General features: G+C 46.6%; 19 protein-coding genes, 1 tRNA gene, 1 other RNA gene and 1 pseudogene. 5 read left to right on the top strand and 17 right to left on the bottom strand.

Annotated features, from left to right (window positions below; genetic code table 11):
- The 13 genes and pseudogenes from gvpJ to JWG39_RS10680 all read right to left on the bottom strand — a co-directional run.
- Positions 1 to 182: gas vesicle protein GvpJ (gene gvpJ, locus JWG39_RS10615; protein WP_205219374.1), on the bottom strand; the 182-nt coding region annotated here is incomplete at its 3' end.
- A gap of 235 nt (positions 183 to 417) precedes the next feature.
- Entirely contained in the window at positions 418 to 795 is a 378-nt protein-coding gene (locus JWG39_RS10620; RefSeq protein ID WP_205219375.1) for a response regulator, read from the bottom strand.
- Positions 792 to 2,264, bottom strand: coding sequence for a PAS domain S-box protein (locus tag JWG39_RS10625; RefSeq protein WP_205219376.1), 1,473 nt, complete (start codon positions 2,262 to 2,264; stop codon positions 792 to 794). Before JWG39_RS10625 ends, JWG39_RS10620 begins: the two co-directional genes overlap by 4 nt.
- Before the next feature lie 179 nt (positions 2,265 to 2,443).
- The gene (locus tag JWG39_RS10630; RefSeq protein WP_205219377.1) at positions 2,444 to 3,181 is read right to left on the bottom strand and encodes a GvpL/GvpF family gas vesicle protein; all 738 of its coding nucleotides are present in this window, start codon (positions 3,179 to 3,181) and stop codon (positions 2,444 to 2,446) included.
- Between the two features lie 28 nt (positions 3,182 to 3,209).
- Positions 3,210 to 4,133: a GvpL/GvpF family gas vesicle protein gene (locus JWG39_RS16820; protein ID WP_205219378.1), complete on the bottom strand. Its 924-nt coding sequence runs from the start codon at positions 4,131 to 4,133 to the stop codon at positions 3,210 to 3,212.
- Positions 4,134 to 4,209: 76 nt separating this feature from the next.
- The gene (locus tag JWG39_RS10640) at positions 4,210 to 5,043 is read right to left on the bottom strand and encodes a GvpL/GvpF family gas vesicle protein (RefSeq protein ID WP_205219379.1); all 834 of its coding nucleotides are present in this window, start codon (positions 5,041 to 5,043) and stop codon (positions 4,210 to 4,212) included.
- 36 nt (positions 5,044 to 5,079) lie between these two features.
- Complete coding sequence (locus JWG39_RS10645) at positions 5,080 to 7,224, bottom strand: CDC48 family AAA ATPase (RefSeq protein WP_205219380.1); 2,145 nt, start codon at positions 7,222 to 7,224, stop codon at positions 5,080 to 5,082.
- Between the two features lie 130 nt (positions 7,225 to 7,354).
- Positions 7,355 to 7,876 (bottom strand): Hsp20/alpha crystallin family protein, encoded by a 522-nt coding sequence (locus JWG39_RS10650; RefSeq protein WP_205219381.1) that lies wholly within the window; start codon positions 7,874 to 7,876, stop codon positions 7,355 to 7,357.
- The gene (locus JWG39_RS10655) at positions 7,870 to 9,288 is read right to left on the bottom strand and encodes a sigma-54-dependent transcriptional regulator (protein ID WP_205219382.1); all 1,419 of its coding nucleotides are present in this window, start codon (positions 9,286 to 9,288) and stop codon (positions 7,870 to 7,872) included. The genes JWG39_RS10650 and JWG39_RS10655 overlap by 7 nt, the downstream gene beginning before the upstream one ends.
- Positions 9,285 to 9,938: a hypothetical protein gene (locus tag JWG39_RS10660; protein WP_205219383.1), complete on the bottom strand. Its 654-nt coding sequence runs from the start codon at positions 9,936 to 9,938 to the stop codon at positions 9,285 to 9,287. The genes JWG39_RS10655 and JWG39_RS10660 overlap by 4 nt, the downstream gene beginning before the upstream one ends.
- A 309-nt stretch (positions 9,939 to 10,247) precedes the next feature.
- On the bottom strand, positions 10,248 to 10,382 hold the full coding sequence (locus JWG39_RS17085; protein ID WP_205219384.1) for a transposase: 135 nt from the start codon (positions 10,380 to 10,382) through the stop codon (positions 10,248 to 10,250).
- 63 nt (positions 10,383 to 10,445) lie between these two features.
- Positions 10,446 to 11,005: pseudogene (locus JWG39_RS17405) on the bottom strand (transposase); the annotation flags it as partial.
- A gap of 26 nt (positions 11,006 to 11,031) precedes the next feature.
- Positions 11,032 to 11,301: a hypothetical protein gene (locus JWG39_RS10680; protein ID WP_205219387.1), complete on the bottom strand. Its 270-nt coding sequence runs from the start codon at positions 11,299 to 11,301 to the stop codon at positions 11,032 to 11,034.
- A 246-nt stretch (positions 11,302 to 11,547) separates the two neighbouring features.
- Between JWG39_RS10680 and JWG39_RS10685 the strand changes: the two genes are divergently transcribed.
- A complete protein-coding gene (locus JWG39_RS10685; protein WP_205219388.1) occupies positions 11,548 to 12,009 on the top strand; it encodes a helix-turn-helix domain-containing protein in 462 nt (153 codons plus the stop codon).
- Positions 12,010 to 12,058: 49 nt separating this feature from the next.
- Positions 12,059 to 12,274, top strand: a complete 216-nt coding sequence (locus tag JWG39_RS10690; RefSeq protein WP_205219389.1) for a hypothetical protein — start codon at positions 12,059 to 12,061, stop codon at positions 12,272 to 12,274.
- Positions 12,275 to 12,391: 117 nt separating this feature from the next.
- Here the strand turns inward: JWG39_RS10690 and ssrA are convergent.
- The 4 genes from ssrA to JWG39_RS10710 all read right to left on the bottom strand — a co-directional run bounded on the left by ssrA (position 12,392) and on the right by JWG39_RS10710 (position 17,030).
- Positions 12,392 to 12,756, bottom strand: a transfer-messenger RNA (tmRNA) gene (gene ssrA / locus JWG39_RS10695).
- Between the two features lie 57 nt (positions 12,757 to 12,813).
- Positions 12,814 to 13,272, bottom strand: coding sequence for an SsrA-binding protein SmpB (smpB, locus tag JWG39_RS10700; protein WP_205219390.1), 459 nt, complete (start codon positions 13,270 to 13,272; stop codon positions 12,814 to 12,816).
- Positions 13,273 to 13,336: 64 nt separating this feature from the next.
- A complete protein-coding gene (locus JWG39_RS10705; protein ID WP_205219391.1) occupies positions 13,337 to 15,130 on the bottom strand; it encodes a GspE/PulE family protein in 1,794 nt (597 codons plus the stop codon).
- Between the two features lie 40 nt (positions 15,131 to 15,170).
- Positions 15,171 to 17,030 carry a M48 family metallopeptidase gene (locus JWG39_RS10710; RefSeq protein ID WP_205219392.1) on the bottom strand — a complete coding sequence of 620 codons (1,860 nt, stop codon included), beginning with the start codon at positions 17,028 to 17,030 and terminating at the stop codon, positions 15,171 to 15,173.
- Between the two features lie 327 nt (positions 17,031 to 17,357).
- On the opposite strand from JWG39_RS10710, the gene JWG39_RS10715 reads away from it, so the two are divergent.
- From JWG39_RS10715 to JWG39_RS10725, 3 genes are all read left to right on the top strand, one after another.
- Positions 17,358 to 17,433, top strand: a tRNA-Ile gene (locus JWG39_RS10715).
- 234 nt (positions 17,434 to 17,667) lie between these two features.
- Complete coding sequence (locus JWG39_RS10720) at positions 17,668 to 18,477, top strand: Nif3-like dinuclear metal center hexameric protein (protein WP_205219393.1); 810 nt, start codon at positions 17,668 to 17,670, stop codon at positions 18,475 to 18,477.
- Positions 18,478 to 18,530: 53 nt separating this feature from the next.
- The gene (locus JWG39_RS10725) at positions 18,531 to 19,250 is read left to right on the top strand and encodes a zinc ribbon domain-containing protein (RefSeq protein ID WP_240192095.1); all 720 of its coding nucleotides are present in this window, start codon (positions 18,531 to 18,533) and stop codon (positions 19,248 to 19,250) included.
- Positions 19,251 to 19,333 lie beyond the last annotated feature (83 nt).

Here is a 19,333-nt window from a genome sequence, read left to right on the forward strand (position 1 = left end):
GCTTCAGCATACTTTAAGTATGTTTCAACTGAAGCGACAACTACCCTTGCTTCGATGGACAACAACTCAATTCCAACCAGAGATACTTTGACCCAGGCGTCAATCACAATACCTTTGTCAAGAATCCGATCAACAACTTCTGCCAAACTTGAAGAATCAGTCGACTTTTGTACTTTTGCCATAACAATCTCCTTAAGTTAAAATAAACTTTTATGGTAGCCCATTATCTAATAATAAAATTCGATCACTACCTATACACTGCCAAGCAAAGTGTGTGCCAAACGACAAAAATACTAATTATCTGAGTCATATCAGTACTTTTGGCAATTCAGGTGTCCTGGATTGATTAAACAAACAAGAAACTATGGAAAATTTTCTATGGAAAATTTTCCATAGTTAGGTGAAACAGGTCATATTTCAGCAGCAGGAGAGGAGCTTTATAATTTCGTTATTATTGAAGGGCTTGGCGATAAAGGCTGAGATCGTACCATCTTTCAAGGCCTCTTTTACCTCATCTCCATCCTTATAAAAAAAACCGGAGATCATCACAATAGCTATATATGGATTATTTTTTCGGATCAACCTTGCCAGCTCAAGGCCTTCAATGTCAGGCAATTTGGCATCAACAAAAGCCATCTGGAATCGGAAACGATTTGTTTCCAGCAGGGCAAGCGCTTCACCAGCGTTGGATGCTGTCGAAGAAACAATGTCATTATGTTTCAGTATTTGTTCCAAGGCCCAACACATATCAGGCTCATCATCGATAATGAGAAATCGTTTTTCATCGTCTTTCATGTATTCTCCTGGTATATGCTTCTCCCATCCTTAGTGGGTAACCTTACAATAAAGGTACTACCGTTGCCTTTCTCACTTCTCACTTCAATGACACCGAAGTGCTGTTTTACAATGGAATACGAGAGGGCAAGGCCCAATCCTGTACTCATTCTGGTGGACATAGTCGTGTAAAATGGATCAAATATTTTACCGATTTCATCTTCAGCAATACCTACCCCTGTATCGGTTATATAAACGGAGACGGTTGTTGGTGTTTGTTTCATGGAAATAGTTAACGTTCCTCCCTTCGGCATTGCTTCTATAGCATTCAGAAAAAGATTCATGAATACCTGTTGGATAAGATTTCTTATCCCTTTAAACCTAATGGACGAATCCTGAATTTCTGAAATAATGTTAATTTTTTGGATTTTGGCCTGATTGCGAATCAATAACAATGTATCTTGCAGGAGAATTGAGAGAACCATCGGTTCCATATCAACATTCATTGATGGGCGGGCATATTTCAAGAGGTTCTCAATAATGCCCGAGGCCCTTTGAATACCTGAATATATCTTTTCAGCGCATTCCTTACGGAATTCTTCCGTGATATCACTTTCCATCAGGAACTGGGCCGATGACGAGCTGATAGCCAGGGGATTTCTGATCTCATGGGCAATGCCTCCTGCCATTACACCCAGGGCTGCAAATTTCTGAGAACGGACAAGATCCATCTGCAATTTTTGGTATTCACTGAGATCTCTGCCTATCGCTACGATTCCAATGACATTTTTTTGGTTATCAAACATCGGCGAGCAAACCCAGGAGGCCCTGATAGTTACACCCTGTTTTGTTATAATATCCCATTCACCAATTCTTTGTGAACTTCTACCAGCCAACTGGTCAGCAAGAACTTTCTGAATATCCAGGATAGACTCCTGGGAAAAAAAGTCGAGAAAATTCTTATTGATTGCCTCAGAGTATGAATAACCGATAATTCGTGTGGCAGATCGATTCCAGGTTAAAATATGACTCTGGATATCTAGAGATAACACCATGTCGCTGGCATAATTAACTACACTTGCCAGATGTCGTTCAACACGATTGAACTCCTCATTCAGTCGTACCTGTTCCGTAATATCGTCCATGAGAAAAATTACACCGTCAACAATCCCGTTGTGAGAATACGGTGAGATTCGATAATAATAATTTGTCAGGGGAACCCCGGGCGCCCGATACGTCATGCGGTGTCCCTTCGTGGGTTTATTACTCCTGAAAACCTGGCGTATTTGTTCGATAATATCCAGGTGTTCCAAGATGATTTGAGGGAACACATCAGGCAGGCTTCGACCGACAGTGTCTGATCTTTTGAGTCGATTTTTTTTCAGATAATTTCGATTGGCAGAAAGGATACGTAAATTCTTATCGAGAAATAAAACAGAGGAGGGAATGACATCCAGCAACATGAAATCAAGATCGTTATAGTTCTGCATGATGTTACTCCTGGAATTCGACAATACAATTATTTTAAAAAATACGAAAAGACAGCTGTTATCTCTTTTCTACAGCTTAATCACAGCTATAGTCCCTGGCTGGTGAAGCGATACTCTTTTGAATTTATAATTATCGATACATTGGTAAGTTAGCAGTATCTGATGGCTCAACTCAGCTGCTATGGTAACACAAAATTATAAGGCGGCCATGGACCGCTTAAGAGAAATTTATGTACCTGCCCGGAGCAAAGACCTTTAAAAGCTATGCGAAAGGACGCAACAGCGTCTCGAGGGACGAGAAAATAGAGAGAATAAATATCCTGAAATTCTGATTGTTGCCTGGCAGGACGATGAGGATATTCCTCTTTAAATTTCACAAAAAGACCTGAAAAGGTAACCTGACATTGCTTGACCAGCTGTGCCAATTCTTGAGTTACTCGTTCTCCCGAAGCATGCTTTACCTTGAGTGCAGCCAGGAAATCACGTCCGCTGGAAGGGCCTTTGGGCTTACAGTTTGCGGCTTGCAAATCTGGTGTTCTGGAATTCTCATTACGTGCACTACCGGAAATCAACACTCTGATCCCCATCTCCACATTATCCCCTATCTCTTCTAGAAGTAACCGGTATTCATTGCCACGTTCTTCCAACAGTCTGGCAATTTGCTGCTCGTTATCAAACAGACAACCATAGCGCATTGGTATAATTGAGTGGTCATGATGAAATGTCTCATTAACCTTCTCGTACGCCAGGATTTGTGAGATGGCAGGAATGCGCTCAGCAACATATTCAATCGTGGAAACTGCGGCACCAATTTTGTTTCTCACGATCAAAGAGACAGGCCGACCATCAACTCCCACAAAGTTTTCAACTGATTGCTGGTCAGAACAAGATACAATACAATACAATAAAAATTTCATTCAAGAGTTCCGTTGTGAACCTAAGTATCTACAAAATGGCAAAACTGCTTTCTATCGCATCTCTTGTAAAAGAGCATTCGCCTGTATTTTTAAGAGTACAATAAGCCGTTACTATCTGATAGGCTTCGTTTATCTCCTTGAATTTTTCTTCCCCACCAGAATTCACATCAGGGTGATACTCTCGAGAAAGTTTCTTGTAATTTATTTTCACATCATTAAGAGTGCATGTTTCCTTGAGCATCAGCAAAAGCCTCGCATTATTAATGAGCTCAAAACCACCCTTACTGAATTCTAAAGGTACAAAGTTGTAAGGAGGTAAAGGGCCTATGTAATGAAAGGCAAGAACATCATCACTTTTTTCGGCAATTGTATTGATAGCCTCGTCAAAGGCGTCTTCCTTCTCTCTTTCAATAAGATAACTATTGTTTATTATCTGTGTTTCATTGATTTTATTCGTTTCTACATAATCTACAACAAGAGGAGACAACCCGCTTTTTAGAGCCCCACTAACTTCAACTTTGTGTGTCTCCGCCAACTCAAAGAACGCCTTACCTACAGCCATAACATCAGTTATATCTACAAGTTGAGCAACTTTCTCTCTTGCCGCATTGAGATCGATTTTTATCTGGACTAAAAATTCAACTTTTCCTTTAACCTTTTCGATTAAGGCTTTGAGTTGGATATAGGTATTGGTTAAGAAAATTTTTATTTCATCTTCAGTTTCGACGATATTTCCAAACCTTAATGGAACCATAGTGTAATCAGAAAAATAACTTGAATTGATATGTTTATACCTTTCAATTGTTTTGTTTAACTCATCAGGGCTTTCCAGGCTTACACGATTTTCTATGTAATAACCGATCGCAGTAATGTCCTTTACTGCTATAGCTACGGTGCCCTCTTTCACTTCGCCTACACTGCCATCCACTATACTGCAAAGTAGTATCGCCAATTGTCACATCCCCATTATCAATAATTTAATCATCTTTTCGTAAGACTTTACACGCGTTTAAAGATACCTGTATTTATTACGTCTCAAGGGTTGGGCAGAAGCTATATGCGGGCCATGGCCCGGACAAAACAAATTTCAACCCGTGGCAATCATGTTTTTCATTGGCTTTCTCGACGAGGTTACGAAATGCTGCCACATCCTCACAAGGAACCAGTAAAGCCCAGTTCAGAATCATATCCATATCCATTCCCGTTGCCTCGCTGGAAAGTATCTGTCGCTCTGAAAAATTGGCCGCATAACTGTTCAAGTCACCGGCTATAGTATTACATAGTCCTTCCAGCCAAAGGGTAAACTCCTTGTCCACATTACTCCTGATTCGCTGTTCCTGAAAATAGCGTTTGCCTGGAGACAACAGGGAAAGAGTCTCATTTTGTCTGGAAAGTTCCAATGTAATACGTTCCTCCTTTGCTTTTTTTCGATCGAGAAAACCTTTAACAGACCATTCCTCTCGCTCCACCACTTGATCGAGAAACTGCGAAACTTTGTCATGATTATTCTTCAGGAACTGTTTCAGGCTGGCAAGCGACAAGAAAATAGTGCCGAATCTCGTTGGTAACACCGGCGAATGAGACATAACCTGCTCCACGACAGCTTCGTGCTGGTGTATTCGAGGACCCACCCAGGAAATATCTTTTAATCTTATCTCAGCACCTTCACCACAAAATTCTGCAAGAGAAACCTTGCTCCAGACAGCCACGATATCTCCCAGTCTCTGCAGCTTAAGACAATAATTTCCATCCACCCCGGTTCCTTCCAGCGTCGGTAGAGAATCAGTGTACCCCAAACAATAAAGATATACAGCCTCATCGGAATTGTTCATCTTCTCATCTTTCCCTTGCTCTTCAACCACAGTATTCTCCACGTCAGACATGTGCCCCATGTATCTTCATCCCAATCTTTGCCGCACTTCTTCCAGGGCGTTATTCATATCTTCGACCGTTATGCGGACCTCTACCCTGGCAGAGGAGAGTTCTTCTTGCCAGCTTCCGCTATTCACTACGCGCCGAACAGCTATAATAGCCGCAGTGTTACAAACAGAAGCTATCTCTGCACCACTCAATCCTTCAGTTTGGGCAGCAAGGTCATTGTTGTCAATTCCAGGGGCAAGCGGTTTGTCGCGCAGGTGCACACCAAATATTTCCCGACGATCTTTTTCATCTGCCATTGGAATTTTGATAATTTCATCAAACCGGCCTGGCCGAAGAATAGCCGGATCAAGCATATCTATTCTGTTGGTCGTACCAAGCACCAGGACACCTTTCAATTCTTCTATGCCGTCGAGCTCTGTCAAAAACTGACTGAGAACCCGTTCAGCAACTCCTGAATCCATGGAACCACCGCCCCGTATAGGAACTAAGGCATCAATTTCATCAAAGAAGACAATGCAGGGAGCAGCCTGCTTGGCCTTATGAAAAATTTCTCGCACCCCCTGCTCTGATTCTCCAACAAATTTTGAGAGAAGGGCGGGTCCTTTGACTGAAATAAAATTAACTTTGCTTTCATTGGCTATTGCTTTTGCCAACATTGTTTTGCCACATCCGGGCTCTCCTGCTATGAGAAGACCCTTTGGCGGTCGGCAACCGGCCTCTTCAAAAAGGTGCGGGTATTTCAGTGGCCATTCCACCGCTTCCCTTAAACGTTCCTTAATGATATTGTGACCGCCGACATCATCCCATTTGACATCTGGTACCTCAACAAACACCTCCCGGATAGCCGATGGTTCAACCTCGCGCAAGGCAACCGCAAAGTCGTCACGATGTACTTCCAACTTTGCGAGCTGATCATACGGAATACTGGTCTGGGCAAAATCTATATCTGGCATAATTCGCCGCAAACAACTCATGGCCGCTTCCCGGCAAAACGCCTCAAGATCAGCTCCGACATAGCCATGGGTAATCTCGGCGTTATAGTTCATATCAACATCTTTTCCGAGGGGCATGCCGCGACTGTAAATATCAAGAATTTCCAGTCTCCCGTTACGATCGGGAATAGGAATAGCTATCTCCCTGTCAAAGCGGCCGGGCCGACGCAGGGCCGGGTCGAGTGCGTTCGGAATATTGGTGGCGGCAATAACAATGATATTCTGCCGTTTATTCAGACCGTCCATAAGGGCTAAAAGCTGTGCCACCACCCGTTTTTCAACATCTCCAACCACTTTTTCACGTTTTGGCGCGATGGCATCAATTTCGTCTAAGAAAACGATACTTGGCCCCTTCTTTCCTGCCTCGTCAAATATCTTGCGTAAATGGGCCTCGCTTTCCCCATAAAATTTATGGATAATCTCGGGACCGCTGACCGAAAAGAAGTTTGCTTCCGTCTCCTGGGCAATTGCCCGAGCGATGAGTGTTTTGCCGCAGCCCGGAGGCCCGTGGAGAAGAACACCTTTAGGGGGATCAATCCCGAGGCGTTCAAAAACCTCGGGGTAACGGAGAGGCATTTCTATCATCTCCCTGATTCGCTGCATCTGGTGTTTGAGTCCGCCAATGTCTTCGTATGATATGGCGCCTCGTGTTACCGTCTCTTGTGCCCTGACCTTACTGATTATCAGTTCGGTGGTCGGATTGATAAATACAGGCCCTTTCGGTGTCGTATTGTTCACCATGAAGTCAGCGGAACGGCTGCCGAACAAGGTAGCCCGGATGCGGTCGCCTATTTGTACGGGCAGTCCGTCAAGCAGGCTGCCAATGTATTTCATGTCACGTTCTGCCGGGGCGATGTTTACCGGAGTGAGGGTTACCTGGTCTGCTGGCTGGCAGGAGATCTTGCGTGCCAGAACAAATTCGTCAATACCAGCCCCGGCATTCTCGCGGGTTATTCCATCCAATTGAATCCGAGATTGTCCCCGAAGTTCCCTGTATGCGGGCATAGCTTTGCAGACACTCTTTTTCTTGCCTGTTATCTCAATAAAATCGCCGACCAGAATATTCAACCTTTCAAGATCTTCTGGGCCCATTCGGGCCAACGAACGCCCCATATCTTTACTCAAAGCTTCAGTTACTTTAAGTTTCAACTGCTCACTATTTTTCACCATTTCCCCCAACTTTACCTTTAAAATTTGGTAACTATTCAGCAAATAAGCGAATATTTCGATACTTTTGTATGCTGGGCGGGCAGAATAATTACTCCAACGCAGTAAATCTGCCTTTTTACGAAATCAGCAATTATGGAATACACTTAATCTCCAAGATACCGTTGTTGCAACTGACCTGCATTTTTTCCTTTTGATACATCCTGGGCAATAATATTTCCTTGCTATATTTTTTTTCTCCCTTTTCAGCATAAATGGTCAACAAATCATCCTTGATATCGATTTGGACATCCTTTACGCCTATTCCGGGCATCTCAGCGACAACTAATGTATGATCCTTCTCTTCAAATATATCGACCAGCGGTTCTTGAATCTCATGGACCACCGAATCTCCGGTTTTTTCATCTCTCCGGATATTTCCAAAGGGTTCCACCTTAATCTCATTGTCTTTGTCTTTCCCTCCGAGACCGGTTTTAATGGAGAAGCCATACACCCCCTTCAAATCCTTATCTTTGCCTTGAAATGTACCGGATCTGGAGAGTTGTTCACCTTTCTCGGCCAAGTCTCCGAGTTTTTCCAGGATATCGGTAATTCCCCCAAGTACTCCTTCAAAGCCACCACTGCGACCTTTTTTTTCTTTGTCATCTTTTACCATTTTTCCTCTCCGACGTTTGAGATGCCTAATAATTTCAGTTTAGAATGAATCGTCTTATAATCTATCTTCAACATACGGGCAGCTTTAGCCTTGTTACCCTTTGCAAGGATTAATACCTGGGAAATGATTTTTCGTTCTATTACCTGGGTGTGTTGTCGCATAATTGTTTTAAATGAATAATTATCGTCCCATATAAATTCTTCATCAGGTATCAAATTAATGCTCTTTTTGGTGGACTGTGTATCTAACTGGGGCAACTCCTTCTCTGTAATCCTTTTGTCGGCAAGGAGCACTGCCCGGCGTATAGTTGAACGCAGCTGACGAACATTCCCGGGCCAATCATAAGCGAGGAGAACCTCCATGGCTGAAGAGGTAATTCCAGTTATTTCTTTGTTTAATTCAACGAAGGCACTCTTCATAAATCTATCAACGAGGCAGGGAATGTCTTCCTTTCGTTCGCGAAGTGGCGGAATTCGAATGACAAATTCGTTTAATCTGTAATAAAGATCACTACGGAACGTCCCATCGGCGATAGCGACCGTCAGATCCTGGTTGCTGGCGGCAAGAATACGGACATCTAATTTAATGGGTTCAGTACCGCCGACCCTGTACATTTCCTTTTCCTGGAGCACTCTCAGGAGTTTCGCCTGCGCATCTAATGGCATATTGGTAATCTCATCGAGCAAAATGGTTCCACCTTTTGCCTCCTCGAGCTTCCCAGGTTTCTCGTCCACGGCGCCAGTAAAAGCCCCTTTTTCGTGGCCAAAAAGTTCGCTCTCCAAAAGCGTCGGAACTATGGCCCCACAATCGATTGCATAAAAGGGGCCCGCTGACAGATGACTGGCATGGTGAATTGCATGAGAAACAAGTTCCTTGCCACTACCAGTTTCCCCAATAATTATTGTAGAAAAATTTGAATTAGCGACCTTGTTCACTTTGACAACAAGCTCTTGTACAGCCTCGCTTGATCCCATCATTTCTCTCAAGCAAAAAGACTCACCGAACTGGCAGGAGAGATTCCTGAATTTTTTCTTGAGATTACGTTCAGAAACTGCGCGTTGCACGATTCGGATTACATCATTATTATCAAAAGGCTTGGCCAGATAATCGTAAACTCCAGCCTTCACCATCTCCACCGCAGTTGAAATATCTGCATAGCCGGTTATCATGATGATTGGTAAATCCGGGTCAATATACTTCACTGCCTGCAGAACCTCCTTGCCATCCATCCCCGACATCCGAAAATCCAGCAGCATGACATCAGGCAATTCAGACAGAATTAACTGTAAGGCTGTCTCCCCACCTGAGGCTGTTACCACTTCAAAATTTATCTTAGTCATCAAACGAGTAAGGACGCCACGCATTCCTTCCTCGTCATCAACGATCAGCGCCTTGAATATTTTAGGTTTCATTTTAACACCGTAATATCGCCACGAGGTTGAATAAATGGATACTTCACTCGAATATCTTTGTTAAGTAGATTCTCTATTGAGTGTAGCATACCCAAAAATAAAATTCCTGTTTCTCCGCCTGCGAGGGTAGTATTAATTTGCCCGGCGATATATTGATCACGTTTCTTCAACAGGGTCTTAATTACTTTCTCTCGAGAAACCTCTGGAGTAGCAGCTTCCTCAACATTACCAGGAACCAGGGTATTTTTAACCAGGTTGTATTCTTCCAGCAATAAGTCTGCTGATTCCGTTCCCATGAGAGTTGCGCCACTTTTTATTAAACGAAGGAGAAGTTGGTGATTCAAACTTCCTGTCCTGGCCACGTCCGTTACAATTTCAAGCTCTCGACCACAAACCGGCAAACCATCCTGGTAAAGACGAACCTTTTTGTCCTTTAGATCCAAACTCGTGACTATCCGGTCAATCTCCCCCCAAATTTCATTTATTAACCACACTTTCTGATTCCAGGATTTTTCTCCATGCTCTTTAAGACTCGCCTCCCGAATCAGTTCACTGAAAGATCCCATATCTTCCTGGGTATGGATGATCGGAATATGTATCAGTGTTCTTTCTTGAGCTTGCGATCCAGAGTCCTTGTTTTTAGTTTTCATTAAATCCTACCTCATTACCCCACTTGGCCCCATGCAATCTTTGTGGAAAGATCCCTTGGAACATAAAGAAACGGTTAACCTCTTGATTCTAATCGGTGGAGTGGTCAAGAGTCTGCCGGAATTAGATATCCTATGGGATTAAAAAAAAACAGACAGTTTTTTTAAATTACAACAAGTAGAAATTGTATCCGTATTGGGTATGTTTTGGACCGACAAGAACTAAAACCGCTTATTTGTGCCGATCTTTTAAAAGAGTTACCTTTTTAAGACAAACATTCGCTTTAAGTTCCAAGCCATGGAAACAAGCGTCTATTCGCCGATAACGGATTCGACACCACGAAGAAAAAATTGCCGGAAGCCCATTACATGTTTGATAATACCGAATACTGGTTCCATTGCCCTCTTTCTTTTTGTATAAAGATTGCTCCCTTCATCAGTTCTCATTTTATATCACATTTTACAGACTGAATCTGCATCTTCTGACAAAGCGTTAACACCGCCCTGGGCATTGCACGCCTGCTCAAACCCTTTACCAGACGTGAGCATGATTCGAGAATCCTCGTCAGTTAAATTGACCTGGTCTTTCTTTCGGGGACCAGATTCAGGTGACCTGGGTTCAGGTCCGCGTGTTTTTTTACCAGTCTTCTTTGCTTTTTCTTTACGTGTGGCTACTTTTCCTTCATATTCCTGTTGGAGACATATCGTTCACCCGCACGTTGCTCAATCTTTTCTTTGGCTTTGGCAATAGCAATAGCAATAAGACGATCTTGACGCCGAGATAATTCTTCAGGGATATCCATTTCATCAGGAGTCTTTTCTGAATCAGATTTTTCGGCAAGCCGCATAAGATCCTGAACTTCAGCTTGCAATTTTTTTCAAGCTTACAGGCATGCCCCCCAGCTCAAAGCATGATTTTTGGAGGCGTTGGCTTTAACTTTGGTTCCATCAAGACTAACCTTACCACGTTTTATGATTTCCATTTCACGGGCAAGTGCCAAAATCTGAACAAAAAGAGGTTGAAGTTGGTTGAGAAAGCGTTTGCGGAATGTGGCTATGGTATCATGATCACTCACCATTTGCGTAAACTGAAAAACTATTCGGAATTACTCTCCAGACCGAAATAAATTTCTGGTCCCAGACCAGGGAATTCCAACATCCTTACTTGTAACGATGAAAGTGGCGTGACATGGTGAAAAACTTGCCCGGCTAACTCGATGATCGTCAGAGTGATATGGGAACAGGCCTTCAGGATTCTTTCCGCTGTTGGAGAAGCCGTTTCCTTCCTGGGATTTTCTGCGTGGAGGCCAGTCAGCAGGACAAAATCATCAATTCTTTCGGTTAAAACTTTTGGTTTAGTAGTCATCCCGGCAGTTAATCAAAAAAAAGAATAAATTGAAATAATTTTAGGAGAATGGTGAAAAATAATACTATTATTACAAGAAAAAATCAACTATTTTAACGTTAAAACAGTGAGTTAATCCTATTTTTTTGTAAATTAAGTTTTCGAAACCTGGTTTTAAGTCCGCCAGGCTCCTGGTGCGCTGTATAACTTAATTCCTCGCATTTGCAACGAAGTCTGCTATATCTTTCCCCCAACAAAGGAGAAAACATGGCACCTCGCTACAGAGTGACACTCACCGATGAAGAACGAAGCAAACTTGAGACTATTTCATCAAAGGGAAAAAGAGCAGCCCGCACAGTACTCTATGCCAGGGCATTGCTGTTACTCGATGTCGGGGAGCCGGGCCCCAGGTGGACCGTCGTCAAGGTGGCAGAATCCCTGGGAGTAACTACTCGAAGCCTTGAGCACCTGAAAAAACGTTTTGTTGAGGAAGGCTTCACAGCAGCCATTACTCGCAAAAAACGTGTCAAGCCACCGCGGAAGATTCAATTTGGTCGAGAGTTTGAAGTTCACTTGTTAGCATTGGCGTGTTCTCCAGCCCCTGAAGGTCACGAAAGATGGACGGTACGGCTTTTGGCTGAGAAAATGGTGGAACTCAAAATGGTTTCCAGTGTTTCTCTTATGACAGTTTGTAATACTTTAAAAAAAACGAACGTAAGCCTCACCTGAGTAAATACGAAAGATTCCACCAGATAAAAATGCAAGCTTTGTGGCGACAATGGAAGATGTGCTTGAGGTGTACGCACGTTTATATGACACTGAGTATCCAGTGATTTGCATGGACGAATCAAGCATCCAGCTCATCGGTGAGGTTCACGAACCAAGCCCTGCAGAGCATGGAGCAATTCGAGATAACCGCCAAATTCCAGTGAAATGGCGTTTTATGGCCAAAGACGCACGAATTAAACTGAAACGTCTACATCCGAATATTTAAGTTTTACTGTATATTAGATTATAAACAGGGTTAAAGATATACAGAATACCCTGTAGATAAAAAGAAAACTCGCCTTCCCGGAGAGTTACTCCAGAAAGGCGTGTTGTCTTTTTTAAATGGTGGAGGCGGGGGGAGTCGAACCCCCGTCCGAAAATGCTCCCCTCCCGTATCTACATGCTTAGTTCCAAATTTTAATCTCACTCCAGGAACTCAGTCGGAACATAGATTTCCTGGAGCCAGCCTGTAAAATCTCGCCGTTTGAAAGACAGACAACCGTCAAACAGCCAGCCCGTTGAGTCGACGCCCCGGTTCCAGACTTACGGACAAAGTCTGGTGGAGCGGCTATATGACTGCTTCTTAAGCAGCTACAGCGTAGTTATAATCGTCTGCGATTATATTAAAGTTCTACCATTTAACGAGAAGATAGAATCTCGGCATGCAACGATGAGCTTACACATCCCCGTCGAATCCGTTTCGCCCCCTTGATTATTTTGTTTGACTCAAGTGAAGATCACATATCGATTCCCGATACCCGATCTTTAATATTTCTGACGCATTTCGCGCTGCATATCACGAGTGCTTTGTTTTTCCTTCAGCGAAGCTCGTTTGTCGTAAAGCTTCTTCCCTCGGGCAAGGCCCAGTTCAACTTTGGCTTTACCACTCTCAATAAAATATATCTTCAATGGAATAAGCGCAAGGCCCTTCTCCCGTAATTTTCCGATTAATTTATTAATTTCGCGACGTTTCAACAGCAATTTGCGCACTCTCAGCGGTTCATTGGGGTTGTGGGTGGCGAAATCATATTGAGAAATGTGGACGTTATACATCATCATCTCACCGCGGGCATCGATGTTACAATAGCCATCCTTCAGGTTGGCTCTGCCAGCACGCAGAGATTTTACCTCTGGCCCGGAGAGCACCATTCCCGCCTCAATCTTTGTGTCAATCTGGTACTCATGCCAGGCTTTCTTGTTCTGTGCAACTACTTTAATTCCCATAACATCTCCTCCCCCGTGGACTCTTTCCACACGGGCTCTGCCGGCACAGGCCGGGTTTTGGGTTTTACTCTAAGGTTACCCGCAGGGCCTCCTGCCAGGTGGTGACACCGTGTTTGACCTTGTCCCAGGCGTCCTCTCGCAGGGTAGTCATCCCTTCACGGATGGCAACCTGTTTCATCTCCCTGGAATCGGCCCCGCCAGAGATCATCTTCTTCAAATGACTGGAGAATGGCAATACCTCAAAGACACCGCAGCGTCCACGATATCCGGTATTGCGACACTCACTGCATCCTTTACCCCGGGTCAGCTCCAGCTGTTGCCCCGGTTCTACAGGAAAACCAGCCCGCGCCAGTTCATCGCTCTGCATGGTGTATTTTTCGGTGCAGTGCGGGCAGACAGTTTTCACCAGTCGCTGCGCCATACAGCCTGTCAGTGAAGTAGATATCATAAACGGTGGAAGCCCGAGGTCAAGGAGGCGTACCACAGAAGAGACAGCATCGTTGGTATGCAGAGTGGAAAAAACAAGGTGACCGGTCATCGCTGCCTGTATCGCATGGACCGCAGTCTCCTTATCACGAATTTCACCAACCATGATAATATCCGGATCCTGTCTCAGGATATTCCGCAGGATGGTGGAAAACGTCACATCAATGGCCGGCTGCACGGCAATCTGATTAAACTCCTCGTACACCATCTCCACCGGATCTTCAATGGTGATGATATTCTTCTCCGGCGTGGCAACTTCTTTAAGGGTGGAATAGAGGGTGGTTGATTTTCCGCTGCCCGTAGGTCCCGTCACCAGCACGATGCCGTGGGATGCGTTCATGAAGCCTTTATAGACGCTGAAATCCCGCTCGCTGAAACCGAGGCCATCGAGATTCTGAAAAACTGTCGTCGAATCGAGCACCCGCAAGACTGCCTTCTCCCCGAAGGAGACCGGTACGGTAGAGACACGAATCTCCACATCCCTGCCGTCCATACCAACCTTGATGCGACCGTCCTGCGGGCGACGCTTCTCGGCGAGATCGAGACTGGCAAGGAATTTAATACGCGCCACTACCGCCGCATGCACCGCCTTGGGCAGAGTGTAAATGGTGTGCAGCAGGCCGTCAATGCGAAAGCGTACAAGGCAGACGTCCCGCTTTGGCTCAATATGGATATCACTCGCCCGCTGTTCCAGCGCATAATGAAAGAGGTGATTCACCGCCTTCTTAATGTGCTGATCGGAGGAGGTGAGCTCGTCCGCGTTTGAGATCTTGACGTAGCGTTCAAGGTTGCCAATATCCAGCGACGCACTTGAGCCAACGGAGGAGAACTGATCCTCAGCGGCAGAGATCGACTTCTGGAAACCAAAAAATTCCTTAATGATGCGCAGAATATCACTGCGGGTGGCGATCACCGGAGTGGTCTTCAGCTGACTGGTCTGCTCAATATCCGCCAGCACCGACTGTGAATCAGGGTTGTAAATCGCCATCTCCAGCAAACCATTTTCAATGCGGAGGGGCAGGATAGTGTGGTTGATGGCGAAGTTGCGCGGGATGGTACTGGTCGCGACACTCATGTCGAGTTCCAGCGGATCAAGTTTGCAGAAGGGAAGTTTCCGGGATTTGGCGACAGCCCGCATGATCAGCTCTTCGTCAATCTTCCGCCTGCCACCGGACACCGTGAGATTAAGCGAGGCAATAATATCGACCATATCGGGGTAGTTCTTGTCACGCTGCCCATTCTTTACCGCCTGCCGTGTAAGTTTCTGACGCTGTTTCGGTGCCTCAACTTCGATAAATTCCCTCTGACTCGCCGTCAGCACCTGCATTTGCTCCAACAGCTGCACAATTTTTCCACTCTGCAGAAATCTCATTTTCTTCCACCGATATTCTTCTCTTTTTACACGTTTCTCTTTACCGTTTTGTCTTCTTTCCCTTTAATTCTCTGGATAATTCGCCCGTATGTTGTACCGCTTCCTCATAAGTTTGTACACTGAATTTTTCACTCTGTTTTTGATAGTACGGGGTGCGCCCGGGGTCAATCCGCATCGCCTTCCGCTCCGCCTCAAGAGCCAGATCAGTCTTGCCGTTGGCCCAGTAGACCGAAGCAAGAGTATCGTAAAAAAAACCTGTCGGCTGCATCTCCACCGCCTGTAAAGCAAGAAGGAGCGCCCTTTGAGGATCGCGCAGGGCGAGGTCGTGGCTGGCGACCAGCATCCAGGCGAGGTTATTGACGGTCACGGGATTGGTGGGATCAAGCAACAGTGACTGTTCATAGGAGACAATACCCTCAGCCTCCCGCTGCCGTTCCACCAGCACATCACCGAGCTGCCGATACCAGGCGGCCGCTCTGACAAGAGAACGCTTCTGGTGTTCGACAAGAGCCTGATCTTCCAGAGTAAATCTGGGCATATTACCCCCTCCCGCGACGGAGAGATCCTGCTGCGGAGAGAAGATATTGCCGCCCACACTCACGGCCACGATGAGAAACCAGAAAGCAATAGTGCTATAAATCAGGCGGCTGTGTGCCTGTTGCAGCTGCGGATCAGCATCTACCCGATGGAGGAAATCAATGCGTTCGGCAAGACCGTAGTGGTGCCAGTTCTTCTCCTCGCGGGTGCCGGTGATCCGGGCAATCTTCTCAAAGGTGGAGATGAGCGGTGCGGCTGTACCCATTGCTTTGCAGCTGTAGAGGTCAGCCTGGCGCTCGAAGTTGCGGATAAACCAGCCGAAGATGAAGCGGAAGAAGAGTACCAGGGCGAGAAGTGCCGGAATTGAGGTAACAATGGTGGCAGAACTGGCCGGGGAAAAACCCAGGGCGAGAAAAATTGACCGGGGAAAACTCCACGACAGAAGCATGCTCGAGAGCGGATCAAGCAACACATCAATTATCCCGGAAAATCCGACGATAATCAGCAGGTAAAGGATGAGATGCCCTTTCTTTACGTGACCGATCTCATGGGCGAGTACCGCTTCCCGCTCTTCTACGGTGAGCAGATTGAGGAGGGCGGGGGTAAGGAGCACCGCGCGGAATCCAGGCAGGATTCCTACTACCGCCGCAGTGATCGCCCTGCCCTCATGCAGCGGCCAGAGAAAAAGATTGGCGGTGAAGTGCTGACTGCGACAGAAGGCCTCCAGCTGGTCACGGATCTCCCCCGGAGGCATTGGCGTACAGCCCCAGATGCGGCGGAGAAGTGTCGGCAGCAGTAACAGCACCATGAAGGCGAGGAGGATAAAACCGCCGATGCCGTCGAGAAAGGTTCGCAGGGGAGACTGCGGGAACAGCCCAACCAGATCATAGAGCAGCGAGATCAGCAGCCAGGGGAGCAATATCGGCAGGGTGTTCCTCAGGTTGGAGACCATCGTCTGTCTCACGGTGAAGTGTATCCCGGTAACCTGTGACATCGCCAGTCGGCCAGCGACCCAGACCACCGACAGCAAACCGAGAAAGAGCGCCAGCCCGCCAGCACCCTGCACTGCGGTAAACGTTTGAGCCAGCGGCAGCCGGGCGAGATACCAGCCGGGTTCACACAGGAAGAGAATCAACTCGAAAACACCCAGTGCCACCCAGGAGAGTACCGTTTCTGTGCGGCAGGGGTTGTCGCCACACCGCATCCGCCAGGCAAAGATTGCCCTGGCAGCGCGTTTCCAGCAGTAAAAAATCGCCACGAGCAAGGGCAGAGCGAGGAAAAACGGCAGCAGGGGCTGGTCGCTGGCTCCCCTCGCATTGAAAAGAAAAATAGCGACGATGAAAAGAATTATATTGTTGTACATAAGAGCAGTCCCCAGGGCTGCAGGTACCCGGTATTCAGAATGGAAGATCCTCATTGGAGGTGAGAAAATGTAACTCCCTTCTCCATCCTTCCCTGTTTAATTTAAAAAATCTTTATTCTCAAATGCTTTTACCTTCCTTCGTGTTCCTTTGCGTTCTTCAATATTTTTTTGTTGTCCACGGGTTTTTGAGAAGACAGTCTCTGTGGCAGCTGATGTCAAAGGGAAAGCCGCCTGCCACTGTCGTTTGATTTTTCGTCAGATATTTAGATTTCGGTTGACTTTTTTTCCCCACTGCATTTTATTGGTAAGTTTATCATTTTATGATACGGGCGCATAGCTCAGTTGGTAGAGCCATCGGCTCATAACCGATCGGTCGCAGGTTCGACCCCTGCTGCGCCCACCACTTTTTTCAGCAGGCATGAGTGCATGAAGCCTCTTCGTTTGACCATACCGCCGTCAGTTAAGGCGGGACAAACAGCATTGTCCTCCGCCTCCCAGGCAAACAAAACCCACGGGATCAAGGCGGAAACAGCAGGGACGCAGAGGCCAACAAGGTGAAAGGTACATTCCAACTGGAGTGTACCTTTTTTCATTTTATTTGCAGTCTGTCCACGGACACTACAGCAGAACATCAGCCATGAGCCTTACCGCCGGAAAACTTCTTGAAATAATTGATAAAATTACCCCGTTCCGCCTCGCAGAAAGCTGGGACAACGTCGGCATGATGACGGGCAGCTCCACCTGCGAAGTTCGCGGGGTGCTGACCGCACTTGATGTCTCGCCTCCGGTGCTTAAAGAAGCTGTGGAACGCGGCTGTAACGTTATTCTCTCCCACCATCCGCTGATATTCCATCCGCTGAAGCAGCTTCTTACTGACAGCGCCGAGGGCCGGATGCTGCAGGAGATTCTACGCGGCGACATCGTCGTCATCTCCAGCCACACCAGTTTTGATAACGCTGCCGACGGTGTCAGTGACTGGCTCGGTGAATGTCTCGGCCTTGTTCACCGGCAACCATTGCTGCCAGGAGAATCCGCTGACACGGGCACCGGCACCGTCGGAAATTTTGCCTCCCCGATTACCGGCCATGCCTTCCTCAGCCGTCTGCTTGAGGTTATCAACCTTCCCGGCGTACTGGTGGCAGGCGAACTTCCGGAACAGGTGCAGCGCGTGGCGATCTGCGGGGGCAGCGGATCCGGCTTTGCCCGCGAGGCAAAAGACACGGGCGCAGATCTCTACCTCAGCGCCGAGATAAAACACGACACCGCCCTGTGGGCGGCAGCAAACCGGTTCTGCATCATTGACGGCGGGCACTATCCCACCGAGAAACCGGCCATGAAACTCCTCGCGAAGCATGTTTCCGAGGCGCTCGCCAGCCTCGGTGAAAATCTTCAGGTGGTGGAGTCGGCAGCGGAGCAAAATCCTCTGCAATACATGGAAAAACTATAAAGAAAAAACAGGCACAGACGTGCCCTAACCAGACCCGCTACAGGAGAGAAACTTTGATTCGAGAAAAACTGCATAACCTGACCACCCTGCAAAAGATGGACCTTGAGCTGGACGAAATTGACAAAGCCGTGAAAGAACAGCAGGTGGTCCTCGAAAAGCGCGTCGCGGCCCTTGCCACCCGCGAAGAGCATATCACCACTACGGAAGAGAGAATCGAAGCACAGAAACGTGAGAGCCGTATCCTTGAAGGTGAAATGAGCGATAAAATGGCGCATATTCGCGAGCGCCAGGCGAAAATGATGCAGGTGCAGACCGGCCGTGAACAGACCGCTCTGCTCAAAGAAATTGAAGACGCGAAGAAAGTGGCCAAAGAGAGTGAGGAGAAAATTATCTCTCTTATGGAGTCAGTGGAAAAAATAACCAACGATATCGCAGAAGAAAAAAATCTGCTCAAGGGTGAGAAAAAACTGGTCACCGAAGAGACTGCGACCGTACGGACAAAGATTGAAAGCATCAACAGAAAGCGCAGGACCAGGGACAAGGCGCGTGCAGCGCAGGCCGCACTGCTTGATGCCGAGACACTGAAAAAATATACCACCCTCCGCGCACGGCGCAATGGCCTTGCCATCACCAACGTTGTCGGTGGTGTCTGTCAGGGCTGCTACATGATGATGCCGCCTCAGCGCTTCAACATGTTGATGAAGGGCGACCAGCTCTTCGACTGCCCCACCTGCCAGCGGATGATTTATTATAAGCCGGTTGTTGAAGATTGATTTGTCCTGGTTGAAAAAAGGGACGGTTCGCATTAGTGTGGCTGAGTTGTATGACTGAATTACTGTTCAGCAGCATGACAGTT

The sequence above is a fragment of the Desulforhopalus vacuolatus genome (assembly GCF_016918505.1).
Classification (GTDB): Bacteria; Desulfobacterota; Desulfobulbia; order Desulfobulbales; family Desulfocapsaceae; genus Desulforhopalus; species Desulforhopalus vacuolatus.

Bases quoted from the DNA above. Each gene is read 5' to 3' on its own strand.
- JWG39_RS10685 (WP_205219388.1), top strand. From the start codon at position 11,548: ATGGCACCTCGCTACAGAGTGACACTCACCGATGAAGAACGAAGCAAA.
- JWG39_RS10680 (WP_205219387.1), bottom strand. From the start codon at position 11,301: ATGACTACTAAACCAAAAGTTTTAACCGAAAGAATTGATGATTTTGTC.
- JWG39_RS10645 (WP_205219380.1), bottom strand. From the start codon at position 7,224: ATGGTGAAAAATAGTGAGCAGTTGAAACTTAAAGTAACTGAAGCTTTG.
- JWG39_RS10720 (WP_205219393.1), top strand. From the start codon at position 17,668: ATGAGCCTTACCGCCGGAAAACTTCTTGAAATAATTGATAAAATTACC.
- JWG39_RS10655 (WP_205219382.1), bottom strand. From the start codon at position 9,288: ATGAAACCTAAAATATTCAAGGCGCTGATCGTTGATGACGAGGAAGGA.
- JWG39_RS10705 (WP_205219391.1), bottom strand. From the start codon at position 15,130: ATGAGATTTCTGCAGAGTGGAAAAATTGTGCAGCTGTTGGAGCAAATG.
- JWG39_RS10710 (WP_205219392.1), bottom strand. From the start codon at position 17,030: ATGTACAACAATATAATTCTTTTCATCGTCGCTATTTTTCTTTTCAAT.
- smpB (WP_205219390.1), bottom strand. From the start codon at position 13,272: ATGGGAATTAAAGTAGTTGCACAGAACAAGAAAGCCTGGCATGAGTAC.
- JWG39_RS10650 (WP_205219381.1), bottom strand. From the start codon at position 7,876: ATGGTAAAAGATGACAAAGAAAAAAAAGGTCGCAGTGGTGGCTTTGAA.
- JWG39_RS10690 (WP_205219389.1), top strand. From the start codon at position 12,059: ATGGAAGATGTGCTTGAGGTGTACGCACGTTTATATGACACTGAGTAT.
- JWG39_RS17085 (WP_205219384.1), bottom strand. From the start codon at position 10,382: ATGAGAACTGATGAAGGGAGCAATCTTTATACAAAAAGAAAGAGGGCA.
- JWG39_RS10630 (WP_205219377.1), bottom strand. From the start codon at position 3,181: ATGAAATTTTTATTGTATTGTATTGTATCTTGTTCTGACCAGCAATCA.
- JWG39_RS10625 (WP_205219376.1), bottom strand. From the start codon at position 2,264: ATGCAGAACTATAACGATCTTGATTTCATGTTGCTGGATGTCATTCCC.
- JWG39_RS10660 (WP_205219383.1), bottom strand. From the start codon at position 9,938: ATGAAAACTAAAAACAAGGACTCTGGATCGCAAGCTCAAGAAAGAACA.
- JWG39_RS10620 (WP_205219375.1), bottom strand. From the start codon at position 795: ATGAAAGACGATGAAAAACGATTTCTCATTATCGATGATGAGCCTGAT.